23 protein-coding genes are annotated in these 22486 nt (G+C 64.7%); 13 read left to right on the plus strand and 10 right to left on the minus strand.

The annotated features are described in order from the left end of the window. Nucleotides 1–15: 15 nt before the first annotated feature. From gatC to OWC48_RS16200, 3 genes are all read right to left on the minus strand, one after another. Entirely contained in the window at nucleotides 16–303 is a 288-nt protein-coding gene (gene gatC, locus OWC48_RS16190; RefSeq protein ID WP_084807678.1) for an Asp-tRNA(Asn)/Glu-tRNA(Gln) amidotransferase subunit GatC, read from the minus strand. A gap of 77 nt (nucleotides 304–380) precedes the next feature. Then, nucleotides 381–1457, minus strand: coding sequence for a nitronate monooxygenase family protein (locus OWC48_RS16195; RefSeq protein WP_282520903.1), 1077 nt, complete (start codon nucleotides 1455–1457; stop codon nucleotides 381–383). A 149-nt stretch (nucleotides 1458–1606) separates the two neighbouring features. Continuing rightward, complete coding sequence (locus OWC48_RS16200) at nucleotides 1607–2629, minus strand: nitronate monooxygenase family protein (protein ID WP_282520904.1); 1023 nt, start codon at nucleotides 2627–2629, stop codon at nucleotides 1607–1609. Nucleotides 2630–2729: 100 nt separating this feature from the next. On the opposite strand from OWC48_RS16200, the gene OWC48_RS16205 reads away from it, so the two are divergent. Next, nucleotides 2730–3620, plus strand: a complete 891-nt coding sequence (locus tag OWC48_RS16205; protein ID WP_282520905.1) for a LysR family transcriptional regulator — start codon at nucleotides 2730–2732, stop codon at nucleotides 3618–3620. Between the two features lie 186 nt (nucleotides 3621–3806). Next, nucleotides 3807–4742 (plus strand): cyclase family protein, encoded by a 936-nt coding sequence (locus tag OWC48_RS16210; protein ID WP_282520906.1) that lies wholly within the window; start codon nucleotides 3807–3809, stop codon nucleotides 4740–4742. Between the two features lie 64 nt (nucleotides 4743–4806). Here OWC48_RS16210 and OWC48_RS16215 read toward each other — a convergent pair whose 3' ends face one another. Then, a complete protein-coding gene (locus OWC48_RS16215) occupies nucleotides 4807–5022 on the minus strand; it encodes a hypothetical protein (protein ID WP_028155062.1) in 216 nt (71 codons plus the stop codon). Nucleotides 5023–5068: 46 nt separating this feature from the next. On the opposite strand from OWC48_RS16215, the gene ruvX reads away from it, so the two are divergent. Both ruvX and OWC48_RS16225 read left to right on the plus strand, forming a co-directional pair. Beyond that, complete coding sequence (gene ruvX / locus OWC48_RS16220; protein ID WP_282520907.1) at nucleotides 5069–5554, plus strand: Holliday junction resolvase RuvX; 486 nt, start codon at nucleotides 5069–5071, stop codon at nucleotides 5552–5554. 4 nt (nucleotides 5555–5558) lie between these two features. Then, on the plus strand, nucleotides 5559–6482 hold the full coding sequence (locus tag OWC48_RS16225; protein ID WP_282520908.1) for an AEC family transporter: 924 nt from the start codon (nucleotides 5559–5561) through the stop codon (nucleotides 6480–6482). Between the two features lie 131 nt (nucleotides 6483–6613). Here OWC48_RS16225 and OWC48_RS16230 read toward each other — a convergent pair whose 3' ends face one another. After that, nucleotides 6614–7378, minus strand: a complete 765-nt coding sequence (locus OWC48_RS16230) for a CPBP family intramembrane glutamic endopeptidase (protein WP_282520909.1) — start codon at nucleotides 7376–7378, stop codon at nucleotides 6614–6616. 54 nt (nucleotides 7379–7432) lie between these two features. After that, the gene (locus tag OWC48_RS16235) at nucleotides 7433–8182 is read right to left on the minus strand and encodes a M15 family metallopeptidase (protein ID WP_282520910.1); all 750 of its coding nucleotides are present in this window, start codon (nucleotides 8180–8182) and stop codon (nucleotides 7433–7435) included. 239 nt (nucleotides 8183–8421) lie between these two features. On the opposite strand from OWC48_RS16235, the gene OWC48_RS16240 reads away from it, so the two are divergent. From OWC48_RS16240 to OWC48_RS16255, 4 genes are all read left to right on the plus strand, one after another. Further along, complete coding sequence (locus OWC48_RS16240) at nucleotides 8422–9369, plus strand: aspartate carbamoyltransferase catalytic subunit (RefSeq protein ID WP_014494716.1); 948 nt, start codon at nucleotides 8422–8424, stop codon at nucleotides 9367–9369. A gap of 5 nt (nucleotides 9370–9374) precedes the next feature. Further along, nucleotides 9375–10676 (plus strand): dihydroorotase, encoded by a 1302-nt coding sequence (locus tag OWC48_RS16245; RefSeq protein ID WP_282521219.1) that lies wholly within the window; start codon nucleotides 9375–9377, stop codon nucleotides 10674–10676. A 47-nt stretch (nucleotides 10677–10723) separates the two neighbouring features. Further along, complete coding sequence (plsY, locus tag OWC48_RS16250; RefSeq protein WP_028150656.1) at nucleotides 10724–11320, plus strand: glycerol-3-phosphate 1-O-acyltransferase PlsY; 597 nt, start codon at nucleotides 10724–10726, stop codon at nucleotides 11318–11320. A 148-nt stretch (nucleotides 11321–11468) separates the two neighbouring features. Then, nucleotides 11469–12671, plus strand: a complete 1203-nt coding sequence (locus OWC48_RS16255; RefSeq protein WP_282520911.1) for a patatin-like phospholipase family protein — start codon at nucleotides 11469–11471, stop codon at nucleotides 12669–12671. Here OWC48_RS16255 and OWC48_RS16260 read toward each other — a convergent pair. Next, nucleotides 12663–13907, minus strand: a complete 1245-nt coding sequence (locus OWC48_RS16260) for an amidase (RefSeq protein WP_282520912.1) — start codon at nucleotides 13905–13907, stop codon at nucleotides 12663–12665. The two genes, OWC48_RS16255 and OWC48_RS16260, sit on opposite strands and share 9 nt — an antisense overlap. Nucleotides 13908–14213: 306 nt before the next feature. Here OWC48_RS16260 and OWC48_RS16265 point away from each other — a divergent pair, with 306 nt between their 5' ends. Continuing rightward, on the plus strand, nucleotides 14214–14639 hold the full coding sequence (locus tag OWC48_RS16265) for a DoxX family protein (protein ID WP_404979773.1): 426 nt from the start codon (nucleotides 14214–14216) through the stop codon (nucleotides 14637–14639). A 106-nt stretch (nucleotides 14640–14745) separates the two neighbouring features. Continuing rightward, nucleotides 14746–15888: a DNA-processing protein DprA gene (dprA, locus tag OWC48_RS16270; protein WP_282520914.1), complete on the plus strand. Its 1143-nt coding sequence runs from the start codon at nucleotides 14746–14748 to the stop codon at nucleotides 15886–15888. On the opposite strand, the gene OWC48_RS16275 is transcribed toward dprA, so the two are convergent. After that, nucleotides 15885–16295: a helix-turn-helix domain-containing protein gene (locus OWC48_RS16275; protein WP_282520915.1), complete on the minus strand. Its 411-nt coding sequence runs from the start codon at nucleotides 16293–16295 to the stop codon at nucleotides 15885–15887. The genes dprA and OWC48_RS16275 overlap by 4 nt on opposite strands. 84 nt (nucleotides 16296–16379) lie before the next feature. On the opposite strand from OWC48_RS16275, the gene OWC48_RS16280 reads away from it, so the two are divergent. Beyond that, nucleotides 16380–16988 (plus strand): FMN-dependent NADH-azoreductase, encoded by a 609-nt coding sequence (locus OWC48_RS16280; protein WP_282520916.1) that lies wholly within the window; start codon nucleotides 16380–16382, stop codon nucleotides 16986–16988. 58 nt (nucleotides 16989–17046) lie between these two features. Here the strand turns inward: OWC48_RS16280 and OWC48_RS16285 are convergent, their stop codons facing one another. Continuing rightward, nucleotides 17047–17229, minus strand: a complete 183-nt coding sequence (locus OWC48_RS16285) for a hypothetical protein (protein ID WP_282520917.1) — start codon at nucleotides 17227–17229, stop codon at nucleotides 17047–17049. Nucleotides 17230–17404: 175 nt separating this feature from the next. Next, complete coding sequence (locus tag OWC48_RS16290) at nucleotides 17405–18178, minus strand: SDR family oxidoreductase (RefSeq protein WP_282520918.1); 774 nt, start codon at nucleotides 18176–18178, stop codon at nucleotides 17405–17407. A 121-nt stretch (nucleotides 18179–18299) separates the two neighbouring features. On the opposite strand from OWC48_RS16290, the gene OWC48_RS16295 reads away from it, so the two are divergent. Next, a complete protein-coding gene (locus OWC48_RS16295; protein ID WP_282520919.1) occupies nucleotides 18300–18767 on the plus strand; it encodes a helix-turn-helix domain-containing protein in 468 nt (155 codons plus the stop codon). 513 nt (nucleotides 18768–19280) lie between these two features. After that, nucleotides 19281–22421, plus strand: coding sequence for a chemotaxis protein CheB (locus OWC48_RS16300; RefSeq protein WP_282520920.1), 3141 nt, complete (start codon nucleotides 19281–19283; stop codon nucleotides 22419–22421). Nucleotides 22422–22486 lie beyond the last annotated feature (65 nt).

Raw genomic sequence — 22486 nt, forward strand, 5'->3', positions numbered from 1 at the left:
TCCTGAATTGAGATGTTACTCGACGACCTTCGGCACCAGGAAGAAGTGACCTTCGGTCGCGGGCGCGTTGGCAACGATATCGTCGGCGATCTCGCCGTCATTGACCAAATCCTGCCGCTTCTTCATCTGCATCGGGGTGACCGAGGTCATCGGCTCCACGCCCTCGACATTGACCTCCGAGAGCTGCTCGACAAAGGCGAGCATGGCGTTGAGCTCACCCTGCAGATGCGGAACCTCGTCCTCGGAAACCGCAATGCGCGCCAGATGCGCGATGCGGCGGACGGTAGTGGCGTCGACGGACATTATATAAGGCCTCTCACGGCAAAATCTAACTGCCGTATAGCAGAGGCCGGTTTTGCGCCGCAACCGGCGGCGGGACCTTAGCCAGCCAGTCCCTTGATGCGGGCCAGGGCCGATTTGGCAAAATCCCGGGTCAATTCGGCCGCGGGGACCTCACGGCCCAGGGCCACGGCCTGGCCGGCCCAGAGATTGGTGAAATCCACCCTGCCCTGTTTTTCGGCAGCCGCCTTGAGCGGCCCCAGCGCGGTCGCGGCATGGGGAAACGGCGGCGCCTCGGGCGAGATCGGGCCGGCTTCGCGCATCAGGCGGTTCTGGACGCCGCGCGCCGGACGCCCGGTCATGACATTGGTGATGACGGTGGAATCGTCCCGCGCTTCAGCCAGCGCCTTGCGCCCGCCCGCGCTGACCTTGGATTCCGGGCAGCGCAGATAGGCGCTGCCGATCTGCACGCCGGATGCGCCGAGCGCGAAGGCTGCGGCGATGCCGCGCCCGTCGGCGATACCACCGGCCGCGATCACAGGCACCTTCACGGCGTCGGCGACCTGCGGCACCAGCGCAAAGGTGCCGGGCTGCTCGGAGATCTTGTCGGTCAGGAACATGCCGCGATGGCCGCCGGCCTCGGCGCCTTGCGCAATGACGGCATCGACGCCGCGCTCTTCCAGCCAGACTGCTTCCTTCACCGTCGTGGCCGACGAGATGACGAGGCAGCCGGCCGCCTTGACGCGCTTGAGCAGCGCCTGCTCGGGCAGACCGAAATGAAAGCTGACGATTTCCGGCTTCAGCTCCTCGACGACCTCGCAGAAGGCGGCGTCGAACGGCGCACGGTTCGCGGCGTTGATGGGCGCGGCGGGATCGAGACCGTGCTCGGTGTAATAGCCCGCGAGCCGCTGCTTCCAGCGCGCTTCGGCTTCAGCGGTGAGGTCAACCGGCGTGTGGCAGAAGAAGTTCATGTTCACCGGCGCCTTCACGCGCTGGCGAATGATGTTGACCTGCTCGCGCGCCTTCTCCGGCGACAGCAACGCGCTCGGCAGCGAGCCGAGCCCGCCGCCCTCTGCCACGGCGATCACCAGCTCGGCATCCATCACACCGGCCATCGGCGCCAGCACGATGGGGAATTCGGTCTTGAAGAGATCGATCAGTCGACGGTCAGGCCACATGGTGCGTCTCTCTCGTTAGTTCGTTCTCACCCTCCCTTGGAGGGGGAGGGTCGATCGCGCGAAGCGTGAGCGGGGTGGGGTGACAGTCTCTCCATTGAGACGCTGCCCGAGTGGAGAGATCACCCCACCCCGCCACGCATTTCGCTTCGCTACATGCGTAGCGACCCTCCCCCTCCAAGGGAGGGTGAAAGAATCTGCGGCGCTGTCACGGAATTCCGACCGCCAGCCAAAAGCTGCTCCGCTTCAATCGCAATCCGCTCCACGATCTCGGCCGCCGGTGCAATATCATGAATCAATCCGACCGCCTCGCCCGCGATCACCGCCGCGACGTCGAAATTGCCGGCGGCCTTTGCCGCGACATAGTCCGCCGCGACTGCGGCAACATTCTGCATCAGCTCGACCTCGCGGCCGATCCAGCGCCTAGCATGGTCGTTGACCAGACACCTTCCCGTGAACGGCGCCGGCCAGACATTGTTGCGCGAGAGATCGAAGATGATGCCGCGCACGGTCGTGCCGCTGTTCGCTGCGCAGATACGCCGCTTGGCCTCCTCCGCGCCATCAGCCTCCTGGCTCGCATAGAAGCGCGTGCCGAGCAGCACGCCGCTCGCGCCCAGCATCATCATGGCGGCGAGACCGCGCCCGTCGGCGATGCCGCCGGCCGCGACGACAGGCACGTGGCCCGCGGCAAGGTCGACGATTGCAGGCACGAGATCGGCGGTGGTGCGGGAGGCGCCGTGACCGCCCGCCTCCGTGCCCTGCGCGATCAGGATGTCGGCGCCGGCATCGAGCGCCTGCCGCGCCATGGCTTCGTCCTGCACCTGGCAGATCAGGCGTGCGCCTGCGGACTTGATCTTCGGCGCGAATGGCGCGGGATCGCCAAACGACAACATGATCGCAGACGGTCTTGCGGCAAGAGCGACATCGAGCAGCTCGGGCCGCTTGGCGAGGCTCCAGGTGATGAAGCCGATCCCGAATGGCGCCGACAAGCGCGCGAGCTTCGCAGTCTCCTGCTCCAGCCACACCTTCTCGCCATAGCCGCCGCCCAGAATGCCGAAACCGCCGGCACGGCTCACAACCGTCACAAGCCGGCTGCCGGCAACGATGTCCATCGGCGCCAGCAGGATGGGATGCTCAATCTCCAGCAGCCTGGTCAGCGACGTCTCAATGGGCATAGCCCCTCCCTGATCTGGACAGGGAGACTAGGCGCGACTAGCATTCTCGAAAAATGAATTGTTGCGAACGCTGCCATCACAAAAGCGAAACGACGCCACCATGGAACTCAGCGATATCCAGACCTTTGCCGCGGTCGCTCGTACCGGCGGCATCACCCGCGCCGCCGAAGAGCTCAACACGGTGCAATCCAACGTCACCCAACGCGTGAAGGCGCTGGAAGCGGAGATCGGCACACCGCTGTTCGAACGCCACAGCCGTGGCATGACGCTGACCGGCGCCGGCAAACGCCTCCTCCCCTACGCACAGCGGATGGCCGCGCTATCACGCGAGGCCGTGCTCGCCGCGCGTGACGACGGCGAGCCGAAGGGACCGCTCGCGATCGGCTCGATGGAGACGACCGCAGCCGTGCGGTTGCCGTCCCTCCTCGCCGATTTCCACCGCAACTTCCCTGCCGTGCGGCTGAGCCTGCGCACCGCGACCACCGCCGACCTCGTCGCGGGCGTGCTCGAAGGCACGCTCGACGGTGCCTTCGTCGCGGGTCCCATCGCACATGCCGACCTCACTGCGACGAGCGCGTTTCGTGAAGAGCTGGTGCTGGTCAGCGCGCGGCGCTGGGCCTCGCTTGCCGAGCTGCGCGCCGGCACGCCGGAGTCCGGTCCGACCGCGCTGGTGTTCCGCACCGGCTGCACTTACCGCCAGCGTCTCGAACAGATCTTTGTCGAGTTCGGCTGGCCGTCGGCGGCACGCTTCGAGCTCGGCACGCTCGACGGCATGATCGGCTGTGTCGCCGCCGGCATGGGCGTGACGCTGCTGCCGCGCGCCGTGGTCGAACGCAGCGCGATGGCCGGCAGCGTGTCGATCCACGCGCTGGGCCCGTCACATGCGCGCGTCGAGACGCTCTTCATCCAGCGCAGCGGCGGACATCAATACAGCGCGCTCAGCGGTTTCATGTCCTGCCTGAAGAAAGACAACGACGTCATCGCGGCCTGACGCCGGCGCAGTGTTCCACGCGACGAAATTCGTCACAATCCATCGCGCTTGAATCAATCTGCGCTGCGTTCAGCCGCCGCAGCGCAGCACTTCGAAAAGCTTTGAAGCACGCATCCGTTCTACGTTAGGATGAGTCGCTGGCCAGCGCGAAAACATAACGAAGCCAAAACATCGGGAGGACTAACGATGCGCAATACGCTCGTGTTGTGCTGTGTCGCCGCGTTGTCGGCGATATCAGGAACTGCAAGCGCACAAGACTGGACCAAATCGAAATGGGGACCGAACGACGAGATCGGTGCCGCCAACTACATGACGCCTGAGCTGGTGGTGAAAGCGGCATCGCTGGTGAAGACCGGCAAGACCTACGCCCTCGGCATTCCCGTCACGCCCCAGACGCCCGCATATCCGCCGCGCACGTTCAAGCTCACCATCGTTCAGCCGGGACAGGCGGGCAGCCCGGGCCTCGGTCCGAACAAGGCGACCTATAACGACGACATCCTCGACACGTGGGTCGGCATCGGCAGCCAGCTCGACGGTCTCGGCCATCTCGGCGTCGAGCACGTCTATTACAACGGCAACAAGCTCGCCGATTTCGCCGATCCGAACGGGCTGAAGAAACTCGGCATCGAAAAGGTGCCGCCGATGGTCACCCGCGGCGTGCTGCTCGACATGGCCGCCTATTTCAAAACCGACATCGTGAAGGAAGGCACCGCCTTCAACGTCAAGGAGATCGAGGAAGCCGCCAAGCAGCAGAACGTCGAGATCCGCCAGGGCGACGTCGTCATCTTCCACACCGGCTGGCTCAGCCTGATCGGCAAGGACGACAAGCGCTACTCGGCCGGCGAGCCCGGTCTCGGCGTCGAAGGCGCGAAGTACCTGACCGGCAAGGGCGTGGTCGCCATCGGGGCGGACACCTGGGCGCTCGAGGTGCTGCCGTTCGAGTCCAAGAACGTGTTCGAGGTGCACCAGATCCTGCTCGCGATGAACGGGACCTACATTCTCGAGAACATGGACACCGCCGCGCTCGCCAAAGACAAGGGCTATGAATTCCTGTTCGTGCTCGGCCAGCCGCGCTGGACCGGCGGCGTGCAGGCGATGATCAACCCGATCGCCATCCGCTGACCGATACGTCGACCCGGGCGGGGATCCGCCTGCCACCCGGCAGGCCCCTCGCCCGGCCTCTCCGTCACCGCGGCCTGAGATGCCAGCGCCGCAATGCAACGAAGGCCCAGATCGCCTCGACGAGGCCAAACGGCCAGGCGCCTTGCAGGAAGCCGTAAGCCGAGCCGAGCGCGCAGGACACTGCGAACAGCAGCACGAACCAATGGCTGCGATCCTCCAGGGCATAGCAGACCAGCATCGCCGTCACGGCGAACAGACCGAATAATGTCAGCGCATCCATGTTCCGGGTTCACTCCGCAGCGCGACGCGTGATAAGCGCTAGTCCCATGCCGGCTCTTATCCTGCCCCTGATCGATGCTGCAACCCACTGGCCCGAACGCGGCGGGTTGGTCGGCCTTGACCTCGGCACCAAGACCATTGGTGTTGCCGTGTCCAATCCGGACCGGCGGTTGGCGACCGGCGTCGAAACCATCCAGCGCAAGGCGTTCAAGCAGGACGCGGCGCGGTTGCTCGCGATCGCGGCCGAGCGCAAGGCGGTCGGCTTCGTGCTCGGCCTGCCCATCAACATGGACGGCAGCGAGGGCCCGCGCGCGCAATCGACCCGCGCCTTCGCCCGCAACCTTGCTGGGCTGACCACACTCCCCATCGGCCTCTGGGACGAGCGTCTGTCGACCGCCGCGGTCGAGCGCGAGCTGATCGGCATGGACGTCAGCCGCGCCAAGCGCGCCGAGGTGATCGACGAGCACGCCGCGATCTTCATCCTGCAAGGCGCGCTCGACCGTCTCGCCAATCTTCGCGGCGGAACTGGCTGACGCCATGGCCGTCGTGATCGCGGGGCTGCTGCCGGTCTTCATCCTCATCGTGCTCGGCGTGGTGCTCAGGCGCACCCTGATGCGGCTCGACACGCAATGGCACGGGCTGGAGCGGCTGACCTATTTCGTGCTGTTCCCGATGCTGCTGATCCAGACGCTGGTGAAGGCCGACCTCTCCAGGGTGCCGGTCGCCGGCGTCGGCGGCGCGCTGCTGCTGTCGGTGCTCGCGATGTCGCTGCTCTGCCTCGCGCTCCGCCCGGCGCTCGCGCGGTTCGACATCGACGGCCCCGCCTTCACCTCGATCTTCCAGGGCGCGACGCGCTGGCAGACCTATGTCGCGCTCTCGGTGTCCGCCAACATGTTCGGCGATGTCGGACTGGCGCTGGCCTCGGTGGCGATGGTCGCGATCATTCCGCTGGTCAACGTGTTCAGCGTCGCCGTGCTCGCGCATTATGCATCGCCCGAGAAGCAATCGGCGCGCGCCATCGTCATGACGGTGATCCGCAATCCCCTGATCTGGGCCTGCGTGATCGGCCTCTTCATCAACGTCATTCATTTGCCGCTGCCCAAGATCTGGCATGATGTGGCGGACGCGCTGAGCCGGTCCTCGCTCGCCATCGGCCTGCTCGTCACCGGTGCCGGCCTGCAGCTCAACGGCCTGCTCCGCCCGAGCGTCAGCGCGACGATCGGCGTCGCGTTCAAGCTGGTCCTGATGCCCGTGCTCGCGCTGGCGCTCGCCGCCTGGTTCGGGCTCTCGGGCGACAGCCTGGCGATCGTCGCAATCTGCGCGGCGGTGCCGACCTCGCCCAGCGCCTATGTGCTGGCCCGCCAGATGGGCGGCGATGCGCCGCTGCTGGCGCAGATCATCACGCTGCAGACGATCTTGGCGGCAATCACGATGCCGATCGCGATCGCGCTGGTGGCTTAGAAACGCGTCATTGGCGCGCACCTCCCTCACCTCGTCATTGCGAGGAGCCCTTGCGACGAAGCAATCCAGACTGTCTCTGCGGAACGATTCTGGATTGCTTCGCTACGCTCGCAATGACGGAGTATGGGGCCTCAGCTCCCCAGCCACATCGTCAGCACCACCGCCGTCAGATTGTTCAGCGCATGCAGCAGGATCGTGAGCCAGAGCGAGCTGGCGCGATAGCGCATGTAGCCGAACCACAGGCCGATGGAGAAGACCTCGGCGAGGAAGTACATGTCGTACTGCAGGTGCACGACCGTCCACACCAGTGACGACAGGATGATCGCGCCGGGCACGCGCAGGAAGCTCGCCGACCAGCCGCGAAACAGGAAGCCGCGCGCCAACACCTCTTCCGACATCGGCGCAGCGACACTGAACGCGAACAGCAGCATCACAGCCGCGCCCTTGTCGCGGCCCGATTTCAACAGATCGGTCATGAAGCCCGGCGTCGCCTCGCGGCCAAGGCTCCGCGACATCGTCTCCCAGGCGACCACGATCAGGACAAGCCCGATGGCGCCGAACAGCATTTGCTTCCAGGACGGCCAATGCAGCGCGAGGTAGTCGACGAACGAGGCCTTCTTGATGCGGATGGCGAGCCACACCGCGGCCAGCGTCGCCGGCAGGCCCATGGTCACCGACAGCGCGAGCGCCGCGGGCTCGCGACCGACACGCTGGATCGACATCAGGTCGAGGGGATCGCCACGGTCCCAGACCAGGTAGAGGATGGCACCGACCTGGCCGAGGAACATCGCGACGAAGATGAGCAGGCCCCACACCGCCGTGCCCCAGAATTTCCAGACGCGCGGCGCGGCTGGCGTCACGGTCATCGGCGGGAGATCGGGATTGAGGGAGTCCATTCAAGCGCTTTCGTTGGGACGGCACCATCATTCCGGGGCCGTTCGCACGACGATCTACTTCGTTCGCGGCGGAATCGGGAAATCATAGGCCGCCCCGCCCGCCCCCGGCAGGGAAAAATGCCACCACTCCTTCGCATAGTTCACAAAGCCTTGCTTCGCCATCGCGGCCACCAGCCGCTTGCGCCAGGCGCGCTGGTCCGGATTGATCGACGTTACAGCGGTATGCCCCTTCGCGTCCGTGCAGTCGTAGCCCGTGCCCATGTCGACGCTGCCCTCCGGCAATCGCGCCTCGACCGGCGCCGTGCAATCGGCATAGGCTTTTGATGGATCGTATCTGGCGGAATTGTCAGCCTTGAGATCGACCAGCGTGAGATCGAGCGCCGCGCCCGTGGAATGCTGCGAGCGGCTCGCGATGTAGCCGAGGCGGAACAGCTCGCTCTTCGGGATCTTCGGATTGTAGCGCCGCCCGGCCGCCGTCTCGCGGCCGTTCTGCGACCACTTCACCATGTCGAGCGAGGCCCGCGCCGGCCGGTAGCAGTCGAACATCTTCAGCGACAGGCCTTGCGCCGCCAGCTCCTGCTGAACCGCCTTCAGCCGCAGCCCGACCTCGCGCTGCACCACGCATTCGCCGGCGCCGTAGCCGGCCAGCGGACGGCCGACGAAATTGTTCGAAGTGGCGTAGCGGATGTCCTGGATGATGCCGGGATCGATGTCGCGCAGATAGACGAAGCCGCCGGGAAGCGATTGGGCGTGGGCGGTGCTGATCACGGTTGCTGCCAAGAGCGCGGTCAAAATTGTATTCAACTGGAGCCCCCCACATCGTCATGGCCGGGCTTAGCCGTCTGAAGGACGGCGTCGCTTCCGCTCGCCTATGCCCGGCCATCCGGCCTTTTACGTCAAATGCGAATGAAGCACGTGGATGCCCGGGACAAGCCCGGGCATGACGGAGAGGGTGAGCCCGCACCGACAGATCAGGGGATAACTCCCCGCCCCGGCATTGGCCCTTGCTCCCCCCGCCATCCCCGCCTATAGCTCTCGTTTTAATGACATCGAAATCGACCTTCGTCCTCGGCCACCGGCATTTGCTGGGCATCGAGGGCCTTTCCGCGGCCGACATCACCGGCCTCCTCGACCTGTCCGAAGAATATGTCGAGCTCAACCGCCAGGTTGACAAGAAGCGCACCGTCCTGCGTGGACGGACGCAGGTGAACCTCTTCTTCGAGGCCTCCACCCGAACCCAGTCCTCGTTCGAGCTCGCCGGCAAACGGCTGGGCGCCGACGTCATGAACATGTCGGTCTCCTCCTCGTCCATCAAGAAGGGCGAGACGCTGGTCGACACCGCGATGACGCTCAACGCCATGCATCCGGATATCCTGGTGGTGCGCCATCACGCCTCCGGCGCGGTGGAACTGCTGGCGCGCAAGGTCGACGGTTCCGTGATCAATGCCGGCGATGGCGCGCACGAGCATCCGACGCAGGCGCTGCTCGACGCGCTGACCATCCGCCGCAACAAGGGCCGGATCGAGGGCCTCGTGGTCGCGATCTGCGGCGACGTGCTGCATTCGCGTGTGGCCCGTTCCAACATCATCCTGCTCAACACCATGGGCGCCCGCGTCCGCGTCGTCGGCCCTTCCACGCTGCTGCCCCCCGGCATCGAGCGCATGGGGGTCGAGGTTGCGCGCGACATGCGCGAAGGGCTCAACGGCGCCGATATCGTCATGATGCTGCGGCTCCAGCGCGAGCGCATGAACGGCTCCTTCGTGCCGTCGACCTCCGAATATTTCAACTATTTCGGGCTGGACCAGAAAAAGCTCGCTTACGCCAAGCCAGACGCTCTCGTCATGCATCCCGGCCCGATGAACCGCGGCGTCGAGATCGACACCGCGGTCGCCGACGGCGCGCAATCGCTGATCCGCGAACAGGTCGAGATGGGCGTGGCGGTACGGATGGCCGTGCTCGAAGCGCTCGCCCGCAACTTGCCGAACGCGTGATGCTCATGCTGACTGACCGCCGCCCCATCCTGCTTGCCAACGCCCGCGTCGTCGATCCCTCCAGGGATTTCGACGGCCCCGGCGATGTCCTGATTGCCGACGGCATCATCCGCGAGACCCGTCGCGGCATCGGAGCGGCCGGCGTCCCCGAGGGCACCGACGTCGTCAACTGCGCCGGCAAGATCGTGGCCCCCGGCCTGGTCGACATGCGCGCCTTCGTCGGCGAGCCCGGCTTCAGCCACCGCGAGACCTTTGCCTCCGCGAGCCAGGCGGCTGCGACCGGCGGCATCACCACCATCATCTGCCAGCCCGACACGTCTCCGGTGATCGATAACTCGGCGACCGTCGACTTCGTGATGCGCCGCGCCCGCGACACCGCGATCGTCAACATCCAGCCGATGGCCGCGCTCACCAAGGGCATGCGCGGCGAGGAGATGACCGAGTTCGGCCTGTTGAAGGCCGCAGGCGCCATCGCCTTCAGCGACGGCGACAGAAGCGTCACCAACGCCCAGGTGATGCGCCGGGCCCTGACCTATGCGCGCGATTTCGACGCGCTGATCGTGCATTACACCGAGGATCCCGATCTCGTCGGCGAAGGCGTGATGAACGAGGGCGAGTTCGCCTCGCGGCTCGGCCTGATGGGCATCCCGAACGCGGCGGAAGCCGTGATGCTGGAACGCGACATGCGCCTCGTCGCGCTGACCGGCGGCCGCTATCACGCGGCCTCGCTGTCCTGCATCGACTCGCTCGACGTGCTGAAGCGCGCCCGCGACGCCGGGCTCGCCGTCAGCGCCTCCGTCTCGATCAACCATCTTGCGCTCAACGAGAACGACATCGGGCCCTACCGGTCGTTCCTGAAGCTGTCGCCGCCGCTGCGCACCGAGGACGACCGCCGCGCGCTGGTCGCGGCGGTGGCCTCCGGCCTCGTCGACGTCATCATGTCCGACCACAATCCGCAGGACGTCGAGGTCAAGCGCCTGCCGTTCGCCGAAGCAGCCCCCGGCGCCATCGGGCTCGAGACCATGCTGCCGGCGGGCCTTCGCCTCGTGCACAACGAGGAACTCGACCTGAAGACGCTGATCCGGGCCATGTCGACGCGGCCGGCCGAGATTTTGGGTCTGCCGGGTGGAACCCTGCGCACGGGCAGCCCGGCCGATGTCATCGTGATCGATCCCGATGTGCCCTGGATCGTCGATCCCGCCGACCTCAAATCGCCCTGCAAGAACACCCCGTTCGACGAGGCCCGCTTTACAGGCCGCGTGGTGCGCACCATTGTCGGCGGACGGACGGTGTACGAGCATGTCTGACGGGCAAATTCATGCGTGGCGTCTCGGTTCAGCATGGAGCTGCGGCCATGGGGCTTGAAGCCTTCCTGCCTGTGGCCTTCGTCATCGGCTACCTGCTCGGCTCGATTCCGTTCGGGCTGGTCCTGACCAGGCTCGCCGGCACGCAGGATATTCGCTCGATCGGCTCCGGCAGCATCGGCGCCACCAACGTGCTGCGCACGGGACGCAAGAGCCTTGCCGCGGGCACGCTGCTGCTCGACGCGCTCAAGGGGACGGTCGCGGTGGTGATCGCCGGCTACATCGCGGGGCCCAATGCCGCCATGGTCGCCGGGCTCGGCGCCTTCCTCGGCCATCTCTTCCCGGTCTGGCTGAAGTTTAGAGGCGGCAAGGGCGTCGCCGTCTATATCGGCATCCTGCTCGGCCTGTTCTGGCCCGGCGCAGTCGTGTTCTGCCTGCTTTGGCTCGCCACCGCCTTCACCACCCGCTACTCCTCGCTGTCCGCGCTGGTGGCAGCGTTCATCACCCCGATTTTCCTGTGGTGGTTCGGGCACCTCGCGCTCGCATCGCTGTTCGCCGCGCTGACGCTGCTCTTGTTCTACGCGCATCGCGAGAACATCAAGCGCCTGCAATCGGGCAAGGAAAGCCGGATCGGCGAAAAGGCCTAAAGCCGGAAAAAGTCCGGATACCGCCGCAACCCTTCCGCATTATATGCCAAATCCTGTTCGCAACTCTCAGCTCACTCTCAGCGAGAGTGGCGAACAGGTTCCATGCCTGTCATCCTGACACAGAAGTGGCGTTACGCGGTTGCTCAGAATGAGCGGGAAGATTGTCGGCGCGCATGACGGGCCTGGTTCGCACGGTGCTTCCAGCACCGCGGCAAGCCGGCTGCTCTCGATGACCAATGTCTGGTCCGACGCGCCCTCGCCGCTGCCGACGCCCGAGCCTGCTCCCATTCCCCCGCCGGTGACCCAGCCTGCGCCCGTCGCGCAAGCCGCAGCCCGCGTCGAGATCGTGACCATTGCCGCGCCGGTCGCGCCCGCGCAGCCGCACTCCGGCCAATGGCCTCCGCAAAAACTGTCGCTGGCCCTTCAGGGCGGCGGCACCTTTGCGGCCTTCACCTGGGGTGTGCTGGAGCGGCTGCTGGAAGAGCCGTCGATCGAATTCGACACCATCAGCGGCGCCAGCGCCGGCGCCATCAACGCGCTGCTGCTCGCCTCCGGCCTTGCCGAAGGCGGACGCGAAGGCGCCCGTTCGCGGTTGAACCGGTTCTGGGCCCGCCTGATGCACGAGGCCTCGTTCCGCTCCTTGATGCTGGTCGGCGGATTCTCGCCGGCGGGAAGCTCGGTCGCATTCGGTCCGACGCTGCGCTCCGGCCAGTTCGATCCGTTCGATCTCGATCCGCTGCGGCAGGCGCTGTCGCGCGACATCGATTTTGCCGCCTTGCGCGACGCGGCCTGCCCAAAACTGCTGATCGCCGCGACGCGAATCCGCGATGGGCAGCAGCAGATCTTCCGCAACGATTGCATTACCGCCGACGTCGCGCTGGCCTCGACCTGCCCGCCCTTGGTTCACTGCGCCGTCGAGATCGACGGCGAGGCCTATTGGGATGGCGGCTTTGGCGGCAATCCGCCGCTGGTGCGCCTGGTGCAGGAGTCGACAGCGTCCGATCTGCTGCTCGTCCAGGTCACGCCCACGCGCGACAGCTACGTGCCGATCACGCTCGCCGCGATCGACCGCAGGCTCGACCAGATTGCAGCCAACGCCGCCCTCAACGCCGAGATCGCGGCCCTGGAATGGGCGCGAGCCACGGCCGCACCTTCGCTGCGGCTCTCCAGGATCGCGGCCGAAGACTCCGTCGAGGGCCTGGCGCAGCGCTCATCCACCGATCTCGGCCGCGGCTTCATTCGCACGCTGCACCGGAGTGGTCGCGAGGCCGCCGAGCGTTGGCTCGGACAAGGCGCTGTTGGCACCGAGGCCGAACGCGCGCTGCCCGCCACTGAGCCTGCGCTAGCCTGATTTCGCCAGCGCATCCTCCAGGAACCATGCCGCCGCAAGTGCGCCCGGATCGTTGCCGAAGCGCGCGATCACCTGCACGCCGATCGGCAGGCCGCCGACCTTCAGCACCGGCACGTTGACGCAAGGATTGCCCATCAGCGTCCAGAGCCGGTTGTAGCGGGGGTCGCCGGTGGAGGCGAGTTCCTTGGCCGGCGGCGTGCCCGGCGCCGAATAGGTCAGGAGCACGTCGAAACCTTCGAACAGCTCGCCGATCTCGCGGCGGCCGCGACGGCTGATCCGGCGCGCCTCGTCATAATCCTTGGGCGTCAGGCCGACAGTCGCATCGAGGCTGGCACGCAGCATCGGCGCGATCTCGTCGTGACGCTCCGAAAACTCCCAGGCGAGCGCGCGATGCGCCTCGAAGTCCTGGATGATCGGATGGATGCGCCAGGCCTCCTGCACCGCTTCGGGCAGGTTGATGATCTGCACGCTGGCGCCGGCGCGCTCGGCCGCCTTGATCGCGGCTTGCAGCCCCTCTTCGGCGGCCGGCTCCACGGCGCCGGCAAATTCCTGCCGGACCACGGCGATGCGCGGCGCCTTCGCCGCGACGATGCCGGAGAATTCGGTGCGGCCGGTCATCGCGAGCAGTCCGCGCGCGAGATCTTCCGCGCGCGCGCCGAACAGGCCGACCGTGTCGAGCGCCCAGGAATAGCATTTCACGCCGACCGTCGGCAGCATCCGGAACGACGGCTTGATCGCGGCAGCCCCGCAATAGGCGGCGGGCCGGATCACCGAGCCGCCGGTCTGGGTGCCGAGCGCCAGCGGGATCATGCCGGCACCGACGGCCGCGGCCGAGCCCGAGGACGAGCCGCCCGGCGTATGGCCGAGATTGTGCGGATTGAGCGTCGGGGTCGGATCGCGCGAGGCGAACGCCGTGGTCGTGGTCTTGCCGATGATGGTGGCGCCTGCCCGCTTCAGCATCATCACGACCGGCGCGTCCGAGCGCGGCTGCCAGCCACGATAGATCTCCGAGCCCATCTCGGTCGGCATGTTGGCGGTGTCGATGATGTCCTTGATGCCGACGGCGATGCCGCGCAGCGGACCGGTGCCTTGCGCCTTCGCGGATTTGTCGTGACGGACGAAGGCGTGGACGTCCTTCTCCTTGGCCTCGATCGCCGCGTGCGACTGGGCGATGGCGTCATCGGGCGAAAGCTCGCCCGCTTCGATGCGGCGCTGGAGGTCGGCAAGTGAGATCATGGCAATATCCTTCTTATTGCCATCGCTTTTAGCATCGGGGCGAGGTCGCGCAAGCGCACCTGGACGCGGTCGATCCATGCGTGAAGTCGATCGGGACCAGCGGCTCGACCAGAGCATTCGCCTTCGTGGGCGCCGCGCCGATGAGATCAAGAATGGAAACAGTATCTTTCAATTATTTCTATTTTTATCGCAGATCGGGCCAGTTTGAGGTCACAACGCAGGGCCCTGCGGCGCGCACTCTTACGGACCACGAACGCTTGGTGCGTCACCGCCGTCGGACCTCAACCAAGCTCAGGAGCGATGACCATGGATACGACCCGTTATGCTTCCCTCGTTGGCCGGCTGCTGATCGGCCTCCCGTTTGCAATGAGTGGCTTCGGCAAGCTCACCGCCTATGGTGCGACGACCGCTTACATCGCCTCTGCGGGATTGCCGGTGCCCCCGTTGGCATATGCGATCGCAGTTCTCGTCGAGCTCGGTGGCGGTCTCCTGCTGATCGCGGGCTATCAAGCCCGCTCGGTCGCGCTGGCGCTCGCCATATTCTCGCTGGCCGCGGCCGTCTCGTTCCACAACAACTTTGCCGACCAGAATCAGATGATCCATTTCCTCAAGAATGTGATGATGGCAGGCGGTCTGCTTCAGATCTTTGCCTTCGGAGCCGGTGCGCTCAGCCTTGACGCTCGCGTCTCGCGGAGCGGCGTCGCTGTCGCTCAGGCGGCGCACGCGCGTTGAATGGACGACCTTGCGGAAGACCCGTCGACCACGTCGGGTCTTCCGGCCGCGCCTTTGAAGCCCGATCAAGCGCACGCAACTGTTGCCCACGCCCTCAGGTAGTTCCATGCTGCTCCCACAAGGAGACGCCGTGGACGCCATCAATCCGAGCGTTGAGCTGACCGAGGCCGAACGGATCGACCGCCTGCGGCTGATCCGCTCCGACAATGTCGGGCCGCGCACCTTCCGTTCGCTGGTCGATCATTTCGGCACGGCGCGCGCCGCGCTGGAGCGCCTGCCCGATCTGGCTCGCCGGGGCGGCGCGTCGCGATCGGGGCGTATCTGTAGCGCGGATGAGGCGAAGGCCGAGCTCGACGCAAGCCGCAAGTTCGGCATCGCCTGGCTCGCGCCCGGTGAGGACGGTTATCCGGCGCGGCTCGCCACGCTCGACGACGCGCCGCCGCTGCTCGCCGTGCGCGGCGACACCACGACCCTGATGCGTCCGATGATCGCGATCGTCGGTTCGCGCAACGCCTCCGGCGCCGGACTCAAATTCGCCGGCCAGCTCGCGCGCGAGCTCGGCGAAGCCGGCTTCATCGTCATCTCGGGGCTCGCCCGCGGCGTCGACCAGGCCGCGCACCGCGCAAGTGTCGAAAGCGGCACGATCGCGGTGCTCGCTGGCGGGCATGACTGCATCTATCCGCCCGAGCATGGCGACCTGCTCGCCGCGATCCTCGATCATTCGGGCGCTGCGATCTCCGAGATGCCGCTCGGCCACGAGCCGCGCGCCCGCGACTTCCCCCGCCGCAACCGGCTGATCTCGGGCGCCGCGCTCGGCGTGGTCGTGGTGGAGGCCGCGCACCGCTCGGGCTCGCTGATCACCGCGCGCATGGCGGCCGAACAGGGCCGCGAGGTGTTCGCGGTGCCCGGCTCGCCGCTCGACCCGCGCGCCGCCGGCACCAACGATCTGATCAAGCAGGGCGCAACGCTCGTCACCGAAGCGTCCGACATCATCAACGCTGTCGCACCGATCATGGAGCGGCCGCTGATGCATCCGGCGAACGAGCCCGACAGCGAACCGTTCGAGAGCGATCCGCAATCACACGACCGCGACCAGATCACCGGCCTGCTCGGGCCAGCGCCCATCTCGATCGACGACCTCGTGCGGATGTCCGGCGCCTCGCCCGCGATCGTCCGCACGGTGCTGCTGGAGCTGGAGCTTGCCGGCCGCCTCGAACGGCACGGCGGTGGATTGGTGTCGCTGCTTTAGCTGTCGCTGCGCCGATCGAATAGCGTCCGTGCAGCTTCGATCTTCGTCAGATGGTCCATCGCCCACTGCCCGAGTGCCTTCACCGGCTGCTGCAGCCCTCGGCCGAGGTCCGTCAGCTCGTAATCGACACGCGGCGGAATGGTCGGAAAGATCGTGCGCGTGACGAGGCCGTCGCGCTCCAATCCGCGCAGCGTCAAGGTCAGCATCCGCTGCGAGATGCCGCTGATCATGCGCTTCAGCTCATTGAAGCGCTTGGGCCCGTCGCTCAGGTTCATGATGACGAACACGCTCCATTTGTCGCCGACGCGCGACAGGACCGAGGCCACGCCGCGGCAGTCGGCATGGTCGGGATCCGGCAGCCGCGGTGCAGGCAAATCGGTGTGTGCAGGTTTCAATGATGTGCCCATGGCTCAAAAAAGTGCGTTCTTGCGGGGGATTTGACAGTCACTCATGTAGTGCGGGTTACAAATCTATACCATAGGTGAACCCCCATGAAACTCCTCCATATCGACTCCAGCGTGCTCGGCCCCCACTCCGTCTCCAGGCAGGTTTCCGCCGCCATCGTCGACCGTCTCCGGCAGGCGACGCCGTCGCTCGACCTCGTCTATCGCGATTTGACGCAAATCCCGCTCGCCCACCTCTCCGGCTCACACCTCGCGGCCGCGCAAGGCGCCCCGGCTCCGGCGGAACTCGGACCCGACCTTGCCGCGAGCGCGGCGGTGCTGAACGAGTTCCTCGATGCCGATATCGTCGTGATCGGCGCGCCCATGTACAATTTTACGATCCCGAGCCAGCTCAAGGCCTGGATCGACCGCGTCCTCGTGGTGGGGAAAACGTTCAAATACGACGCGAACGGCCCCCAGGGCCTTGCCGGCAACAAGCGCGTGATCGTGGCGATCTCGCGTGGCGGCTATTACGGCCCGGGCACACCGGCCGCCTCGCTTGAGCACCTCGAAACCTATTTGCGCGGCGTGTTCGCGTTCATGGGCATCACGAGCCCCGAATTCATCATCGCCGACGGCATCCAGGTTGGCCCTGAGCATCGTGAGAAAGCGCTGGCCGGAGCGCTTCAGGCTGCCACCAGCCTGCAGGCGGCGTAAAACCTACGCCGACACCAGCCGCTGCCGGACTCCGGCGGCGGCTGAGAGTTCAACAGCGCTAAAACCAGGCGCCCTGAACGCCAAGAATGACGGCGACGAGCGAAATGAAAAGCCCGATGCCTGAGAAAAGTGCCACCCCGATGAACTCGGACGTGTCGGAGTGCTTGGCGGGAATGACGGAATGTTCGGTGTAAATACGCGGTTCTGAAATCGACGAAGAAATACGAGCTGCCTTTGACATCGCGGGCTCCCTGAAAATGAGTCTTGTGACCCCTTCCCGCAAAAGGGTCTCGGCAGCGCAAGCGAAGGTTCAACGCCTCACGCAAGGTTCAGAGCAATACAGCCACCGAGGTGCAGGAACCGGCCGGCGCAACCGATGGCGTCGCGCCGACCGATTCAATTTTCGCAAACGTTGATCAGCCGCGATAGATCGGTGCGCCGCTCGGAGACGCCACCGCGCCGCCGTCGACGAAGATCTCCTGGCCCTGAATGTGCGCTGAATCATCCGAGGCGAGGAACAGCACCGTCTTCGAGATGTGATCTGGTTCACCAATGCGCCCCAACGGGGTCGACAGCGCGATGCGCTTCTCGAACTCCTTCTCCGCTTCGGGCGTTGCGACCGCGGCGCCCCAGATCGGCGTGCGGATCGCACCGGGCGCGACGACGTTGACGCGAATTCCGCGCGGCGACAGTTCCGACGCCATGATCCGCGCCATCGCGCGCACGCCGGCCTTGGCGGCGCCATAGGCCGAATAGCCGGGAATGCCGAGCACGGAGATCACCGAGCCGTTGAGGATGATCGAGGCATTGTCGTTGAGATAAGGCAGCGCCGACTGGACCGTGAAGAACACGCCGGTGAGGTTGGTGCTGATGACCTTCTCGAAAACCTCCAGCGTCGCCGAACCGAGCGGCGTGCCGCCGGGAATGCCGGCATTGGCAAACACGATGTCGAGCTTGCCGAATTTTTCGGCGCCCTTCTTGATCGCAGCTTCGGTCGCGGCAATGTCGGTGGCGTCGGCCGCGACCGCGAACCCGTTCGGGCCAAGCTCCTTCGCCGCGACCTCCAGCGTCTCCTTGTTGCGCCCGGTGATGATCACCTTCGCGCCCTCGGCCACAAACAGCTTTGCCGTCGCCAGGCCAATGCCGCTATTGCCGCCCGTAATCAATGCCGTCTTGTTCTTCAGTCTCACGCTCGTCTCCAGTGGTTGCATCATAAAACTATGTTGCCATCTAGAGCAGATGGTTTTATGATGCAACCACACAAGCGCGTGATCGGCACCGAAACCGTGCGAACGCGACAGGACCAGGGCGATGGTGAAACGAACGAGCTTCGAGGGCGATTCCTGCCCGATCGCGCGGTCGCTGGAAGCGATTGGCGACTGGTGGTCGCTGTTGATCATTCGCGAGGCGCTGTTCGGCCTGCGCCGCTTCGGCGAGTTTCAGAGCAAGCTCGGCATGGCCAAGAACATCTTGTCGGCCCGGCTGCGCGCGCTGGTCGACCACGGCATTCTCTCAACCGCCCCCGCCTCCGACGGCAGCGCCTATCAAGAGTATGTGCTGACGCCGAAAGGCCGCGGCACCTTTCCGATCCTGGTGGCGCTGCGGCAATGGAGCGAGGAGTTCGACGACACGCCTGACGAGATCGCAACCATTCTGGTCGATCGCGAGAAAGGCCGCCCGATCCGGAAGCTCGAAATGCGCGCCGAGGATGGGCGGTTGCTCAGTCCCGCGGATACGATGGTGAAGCCCCGGCCGGCGCCGCGACGGCGGACGGCCTGAGAGGATTCAACTGCCGCTGATGCGCGCACCCGTTCCCCGATTTGCGATCATGCCGAACGGAGCATGGTCCTGGAAAAGACCCACCCCATTCCGCGGGGTGGAGCACCCATCTTGGCAATCTCAGTTGGGTCAGACCGAAATCTCTGAGCGCCTCGCCAACGCCTTTTGGCGCTGAAACTCGAAGATCATCGCGTCGACGCTAAGATCGAGCACTAGGATCCGGGGCGTAGCGCATTAGCGACGAGAAGACGGTCGATCTGCTGCAGCCGACATCCCGATCACCTCAACCTCTTTAGCAAATCTCGCGTTAACCGACATTGGGCTGCCCCTGCCTTCGTGCCCGGTGCCTGCCCGGACTGCTCTGGCGGAAACTCCGCGCGCGCTCTCTCCCTTTTCTGTTTTATGGCGTTTCGCAAAGGCTTAGTGTGCGAATCTGGGCGGTCATGGCGGGCAAAGTCCAGAATCTCCCGCGGCCTGCACCGTGCGAGTTCCCCAGCTCCGGCCGAGGAAGACATGGAAAAGAAGCGATCGAACAGTGTCGGCGATAAGGCAGGCGCCACACGAAGACGACCGCCGTCCCTCGTCGTGGGTATCGGGGCATCGGCCGGCGGACTTGCCGCGTTCAGGAGCTTTTTCGATCATATGCCTGCTGACACCGGCATGGCTTTTGTCCTCGTTCAGCACCTCGATCCCGACCACGACAGCCTGCTGGTAGAATTGCTGCGGCCGCACACCGCTATGGAAGTGGTGGAGGCGCAGGATCAGGCGATCCTGGTGCCGAACCAGATTCATGTAATTCCGCCGAATGCGACCCTGACCCTTGAAGGCGATGTGCTGCGAGTTTCGACGCCAGTACCCCCTAGGGAATACCGCCGCCCGATCGATACGTTTTTTGCTTCGCTGGCGGAAAGTCAGGAGGATTGCGCGGTCGGCATCATCTTGTCGGGTGTCGGCAGCGACGGGTCGCTGGGAGTCAAGGCGATCAAGGAATATGGCGGTTTCACCCTCGCCCAGGCGGAATTCGACGAAACCGCCATGACGGGGATGCCGAGTAGCGCCGCGGCAACAGGACTTGTCGATCGCGTGGCCTCGGTCGAGAGCCTTCCGACGAAGCTTCTTGAGCACCAGGCCCATCTGGCCAAGGTCGAGGAGCAGAAGGGTGCTGATGGGGCCCGCGAGGATATCCGGGAAAGCCTGACCGCGATTACTGCGCTGCTGCGCAAGCGCCTCAAGCATGACTTCAGCGGTTACAAGCAAAATACCCTGATCCGGCGAATCCAGCGGCGAATGCAAGTACTGCAGATCGAAGCCGTTCCCGCATATGCTGAGCATCTGCGACGCGAGCCGTCGGAGGGCGACGCGCTGTTTCGCGAGTTGCTGATCGGTGTCACGCAATTTTTCCGCGACGAAGAGCCGTTTGAGGCGCTCAAGGCGAATATGCTGCCGTCGCTGCTCGCAGCGAGGGATGCCGACGATCCGATCCGGGTCTGGGTTGCCGGTTGTGCCACCGGCGAAGAGGTCTATTCGATCGCCATCCTGCTGCAGGAAGTTCTCGGCTCGCGTCGGACCGGGGCCGCAGTCACCATCTTTGCAACCGATATCGATCCACAGGCTATCACGTTCGCACGTACGGCGCGATTCCGGCGGATGGATGGCTTATCACCGGAGCGGCTCCAGCGCTGGTTTGTGAGGGATGGGGAAGATTACATTCCGGTCCATGCTATTCGCGAGATGTGCGTTTTCTCGGAGCATAATCTGGTACGGGATCCTCCATTCTCGAGAATTGACCTGATCTCCTGCCGCAACGTGCTGATCTACATGGACAACGACTTTCAGCACCGCGTCATGCAGACGTTCCATTATGCGCTACGGCCCGGCGGCTATCTCTTCATCGGGCCGTCGGAAAGCATTAGCCGAGAATCGCGACTGTTTAGCGCCGCCGACAAGAAGCATCGTATTTTGCAACGACACGACAGCGTGCGAGCAGCGTTGCCGGAATTTCTGCCCCAAGCAGGCAGCGGTTTAGCCATCCACGCTGCTACTACCCGCACCGAGGATCAGATCGACAAGAGCGCGCGCCGCGTCATGGCGAAGCATTCTCCAGCCTATTTCGTCATCGACCGCCACCACAGCATCGTGCGGTATTCGGGTGGCGAGACCGGCCGCTATCTCGAGCCTTCGGAAGGTAATGCGAGCCTGGATTTGTTTGCGAATTTGGCGAAGAGCATGCGGACGCATGTGCGCCACGCCGTAGAGCGTGCCTTTTCATCCGGCCATGCGATTGAAGAAGAGATTTTGAAGGTCGAAGGGGGCCAACCGGTCGACCTCCTCATCGAACCGATCGTCGAATCCGGAAGGCCGCCCGGCCTTGTCGTAGTAGGGTTTCGCCCGAGCCGGCCCCGAGACGAACCAACGCCACAGAGCGATGCGTGGCCGGCCTCCCAGCCGGATGTTGAGGCGCTCCAACAGGAATTTCATGCGCTGCAAATCAGCTATCAGGCGACTAGCGACGAATTGGAAAGCCAGATCGAAAACATGAAGTCGGTCACCGAGGAATTCCAGTCGGTGAACGAGGAACTGCAGTCTTCTAATGAGGAACTGGAAACGGCCAAGGAGGAAATGCAGTCTGTCAATGAGGAACTCCAAACCATCAATAACGAGCTGCACGGCAAGAACGACCTGCTGATGCAAGCGAACAACGACCTACAGAATCTTCTCGACAGCACGCAAATCGCGACCATCTTTCTCGACGACGAGCTCTGCATCAGGAATTTCACGCCGGCGGCGAGGGAGGTGTTTTCCCTGCGTGACGGCGATCGCGGCCGACCAATGACCGATATCGTGTCCCTGCTTTCCTACGACCAACTTCGCGAGGACGTTAGCAAGGTTCAGCGCACGCTGGGGGTCGTCGAGAGCCAGCTCGACCTCAAGGACGAGAGCGCGACCTACATGATGCGGATACGGCCCTATCGCACCGTCGCCAACGTCATCTCCGGTGTCGTGATAACCTTTAACAACATCAGCGAGCAAAAGCAGCACCACGATCATCTGCAGTTACTGATGAAGGAACTGCAGCACCGCACCAACAATCTTTTCGCGGTCATTCAGGCAATGGCCCGCCAAGCAGTGCGAACCAGCGACTCATTGGCTGACTTCGAGCAGCAGTTTGGGGCGCGGGTACAGTCGTTGGCCCAATCCAACGCGCTGCTCATCGATCAACAATGGAAAGGCGTCTCGCTGGACAAACTGATCGAAGCTCAGCTCGCTCCTTTCATTGGCATTGATGCCGGGCGGATCGAGATGGCAGGGCCGCCGGCTACGATGGCCGCCGAGACCATCCAGACGATTGGGCTGGCCCTGCATGAACTCGCGACCAACGCATCGAAATATGGCGCGCTGTCAACGCCGAATGGAAAGGTCACGCTTAATTGGAGTTTCGGCGGCGGAAATGGCGCTCCGGAGTTCTTTAGATTGGAATGGCAAGAGTTAGGTGGACCTCCGGTCAAACCGTCGACTCATAAGGGTTTTGGCCATTTTGTCATCGACCAGATGGTCACACGTTCTCTCGACGCCACAGTCCAGGTTGACCTCGCGCCGGATGGGTTGCGATGGGAGGCGCGAATGCCCGCGAGCGAGGCGCGCGTTAGAAGATAGGCTCGTCCTCAGCTGATGGAGAGCCCTCAAAATTTTCATGACCTTAACATATGTGACGTCGGTAA

Source organism: Bradyrhizobium sp. Arg816, assembly GCF_029989365.1.
GTDB lineage: Bacteria > Pseudomonadota > Alphaproteobacteria > Rhizobiales > Xanthobacteraceae > Bradyrhizobium.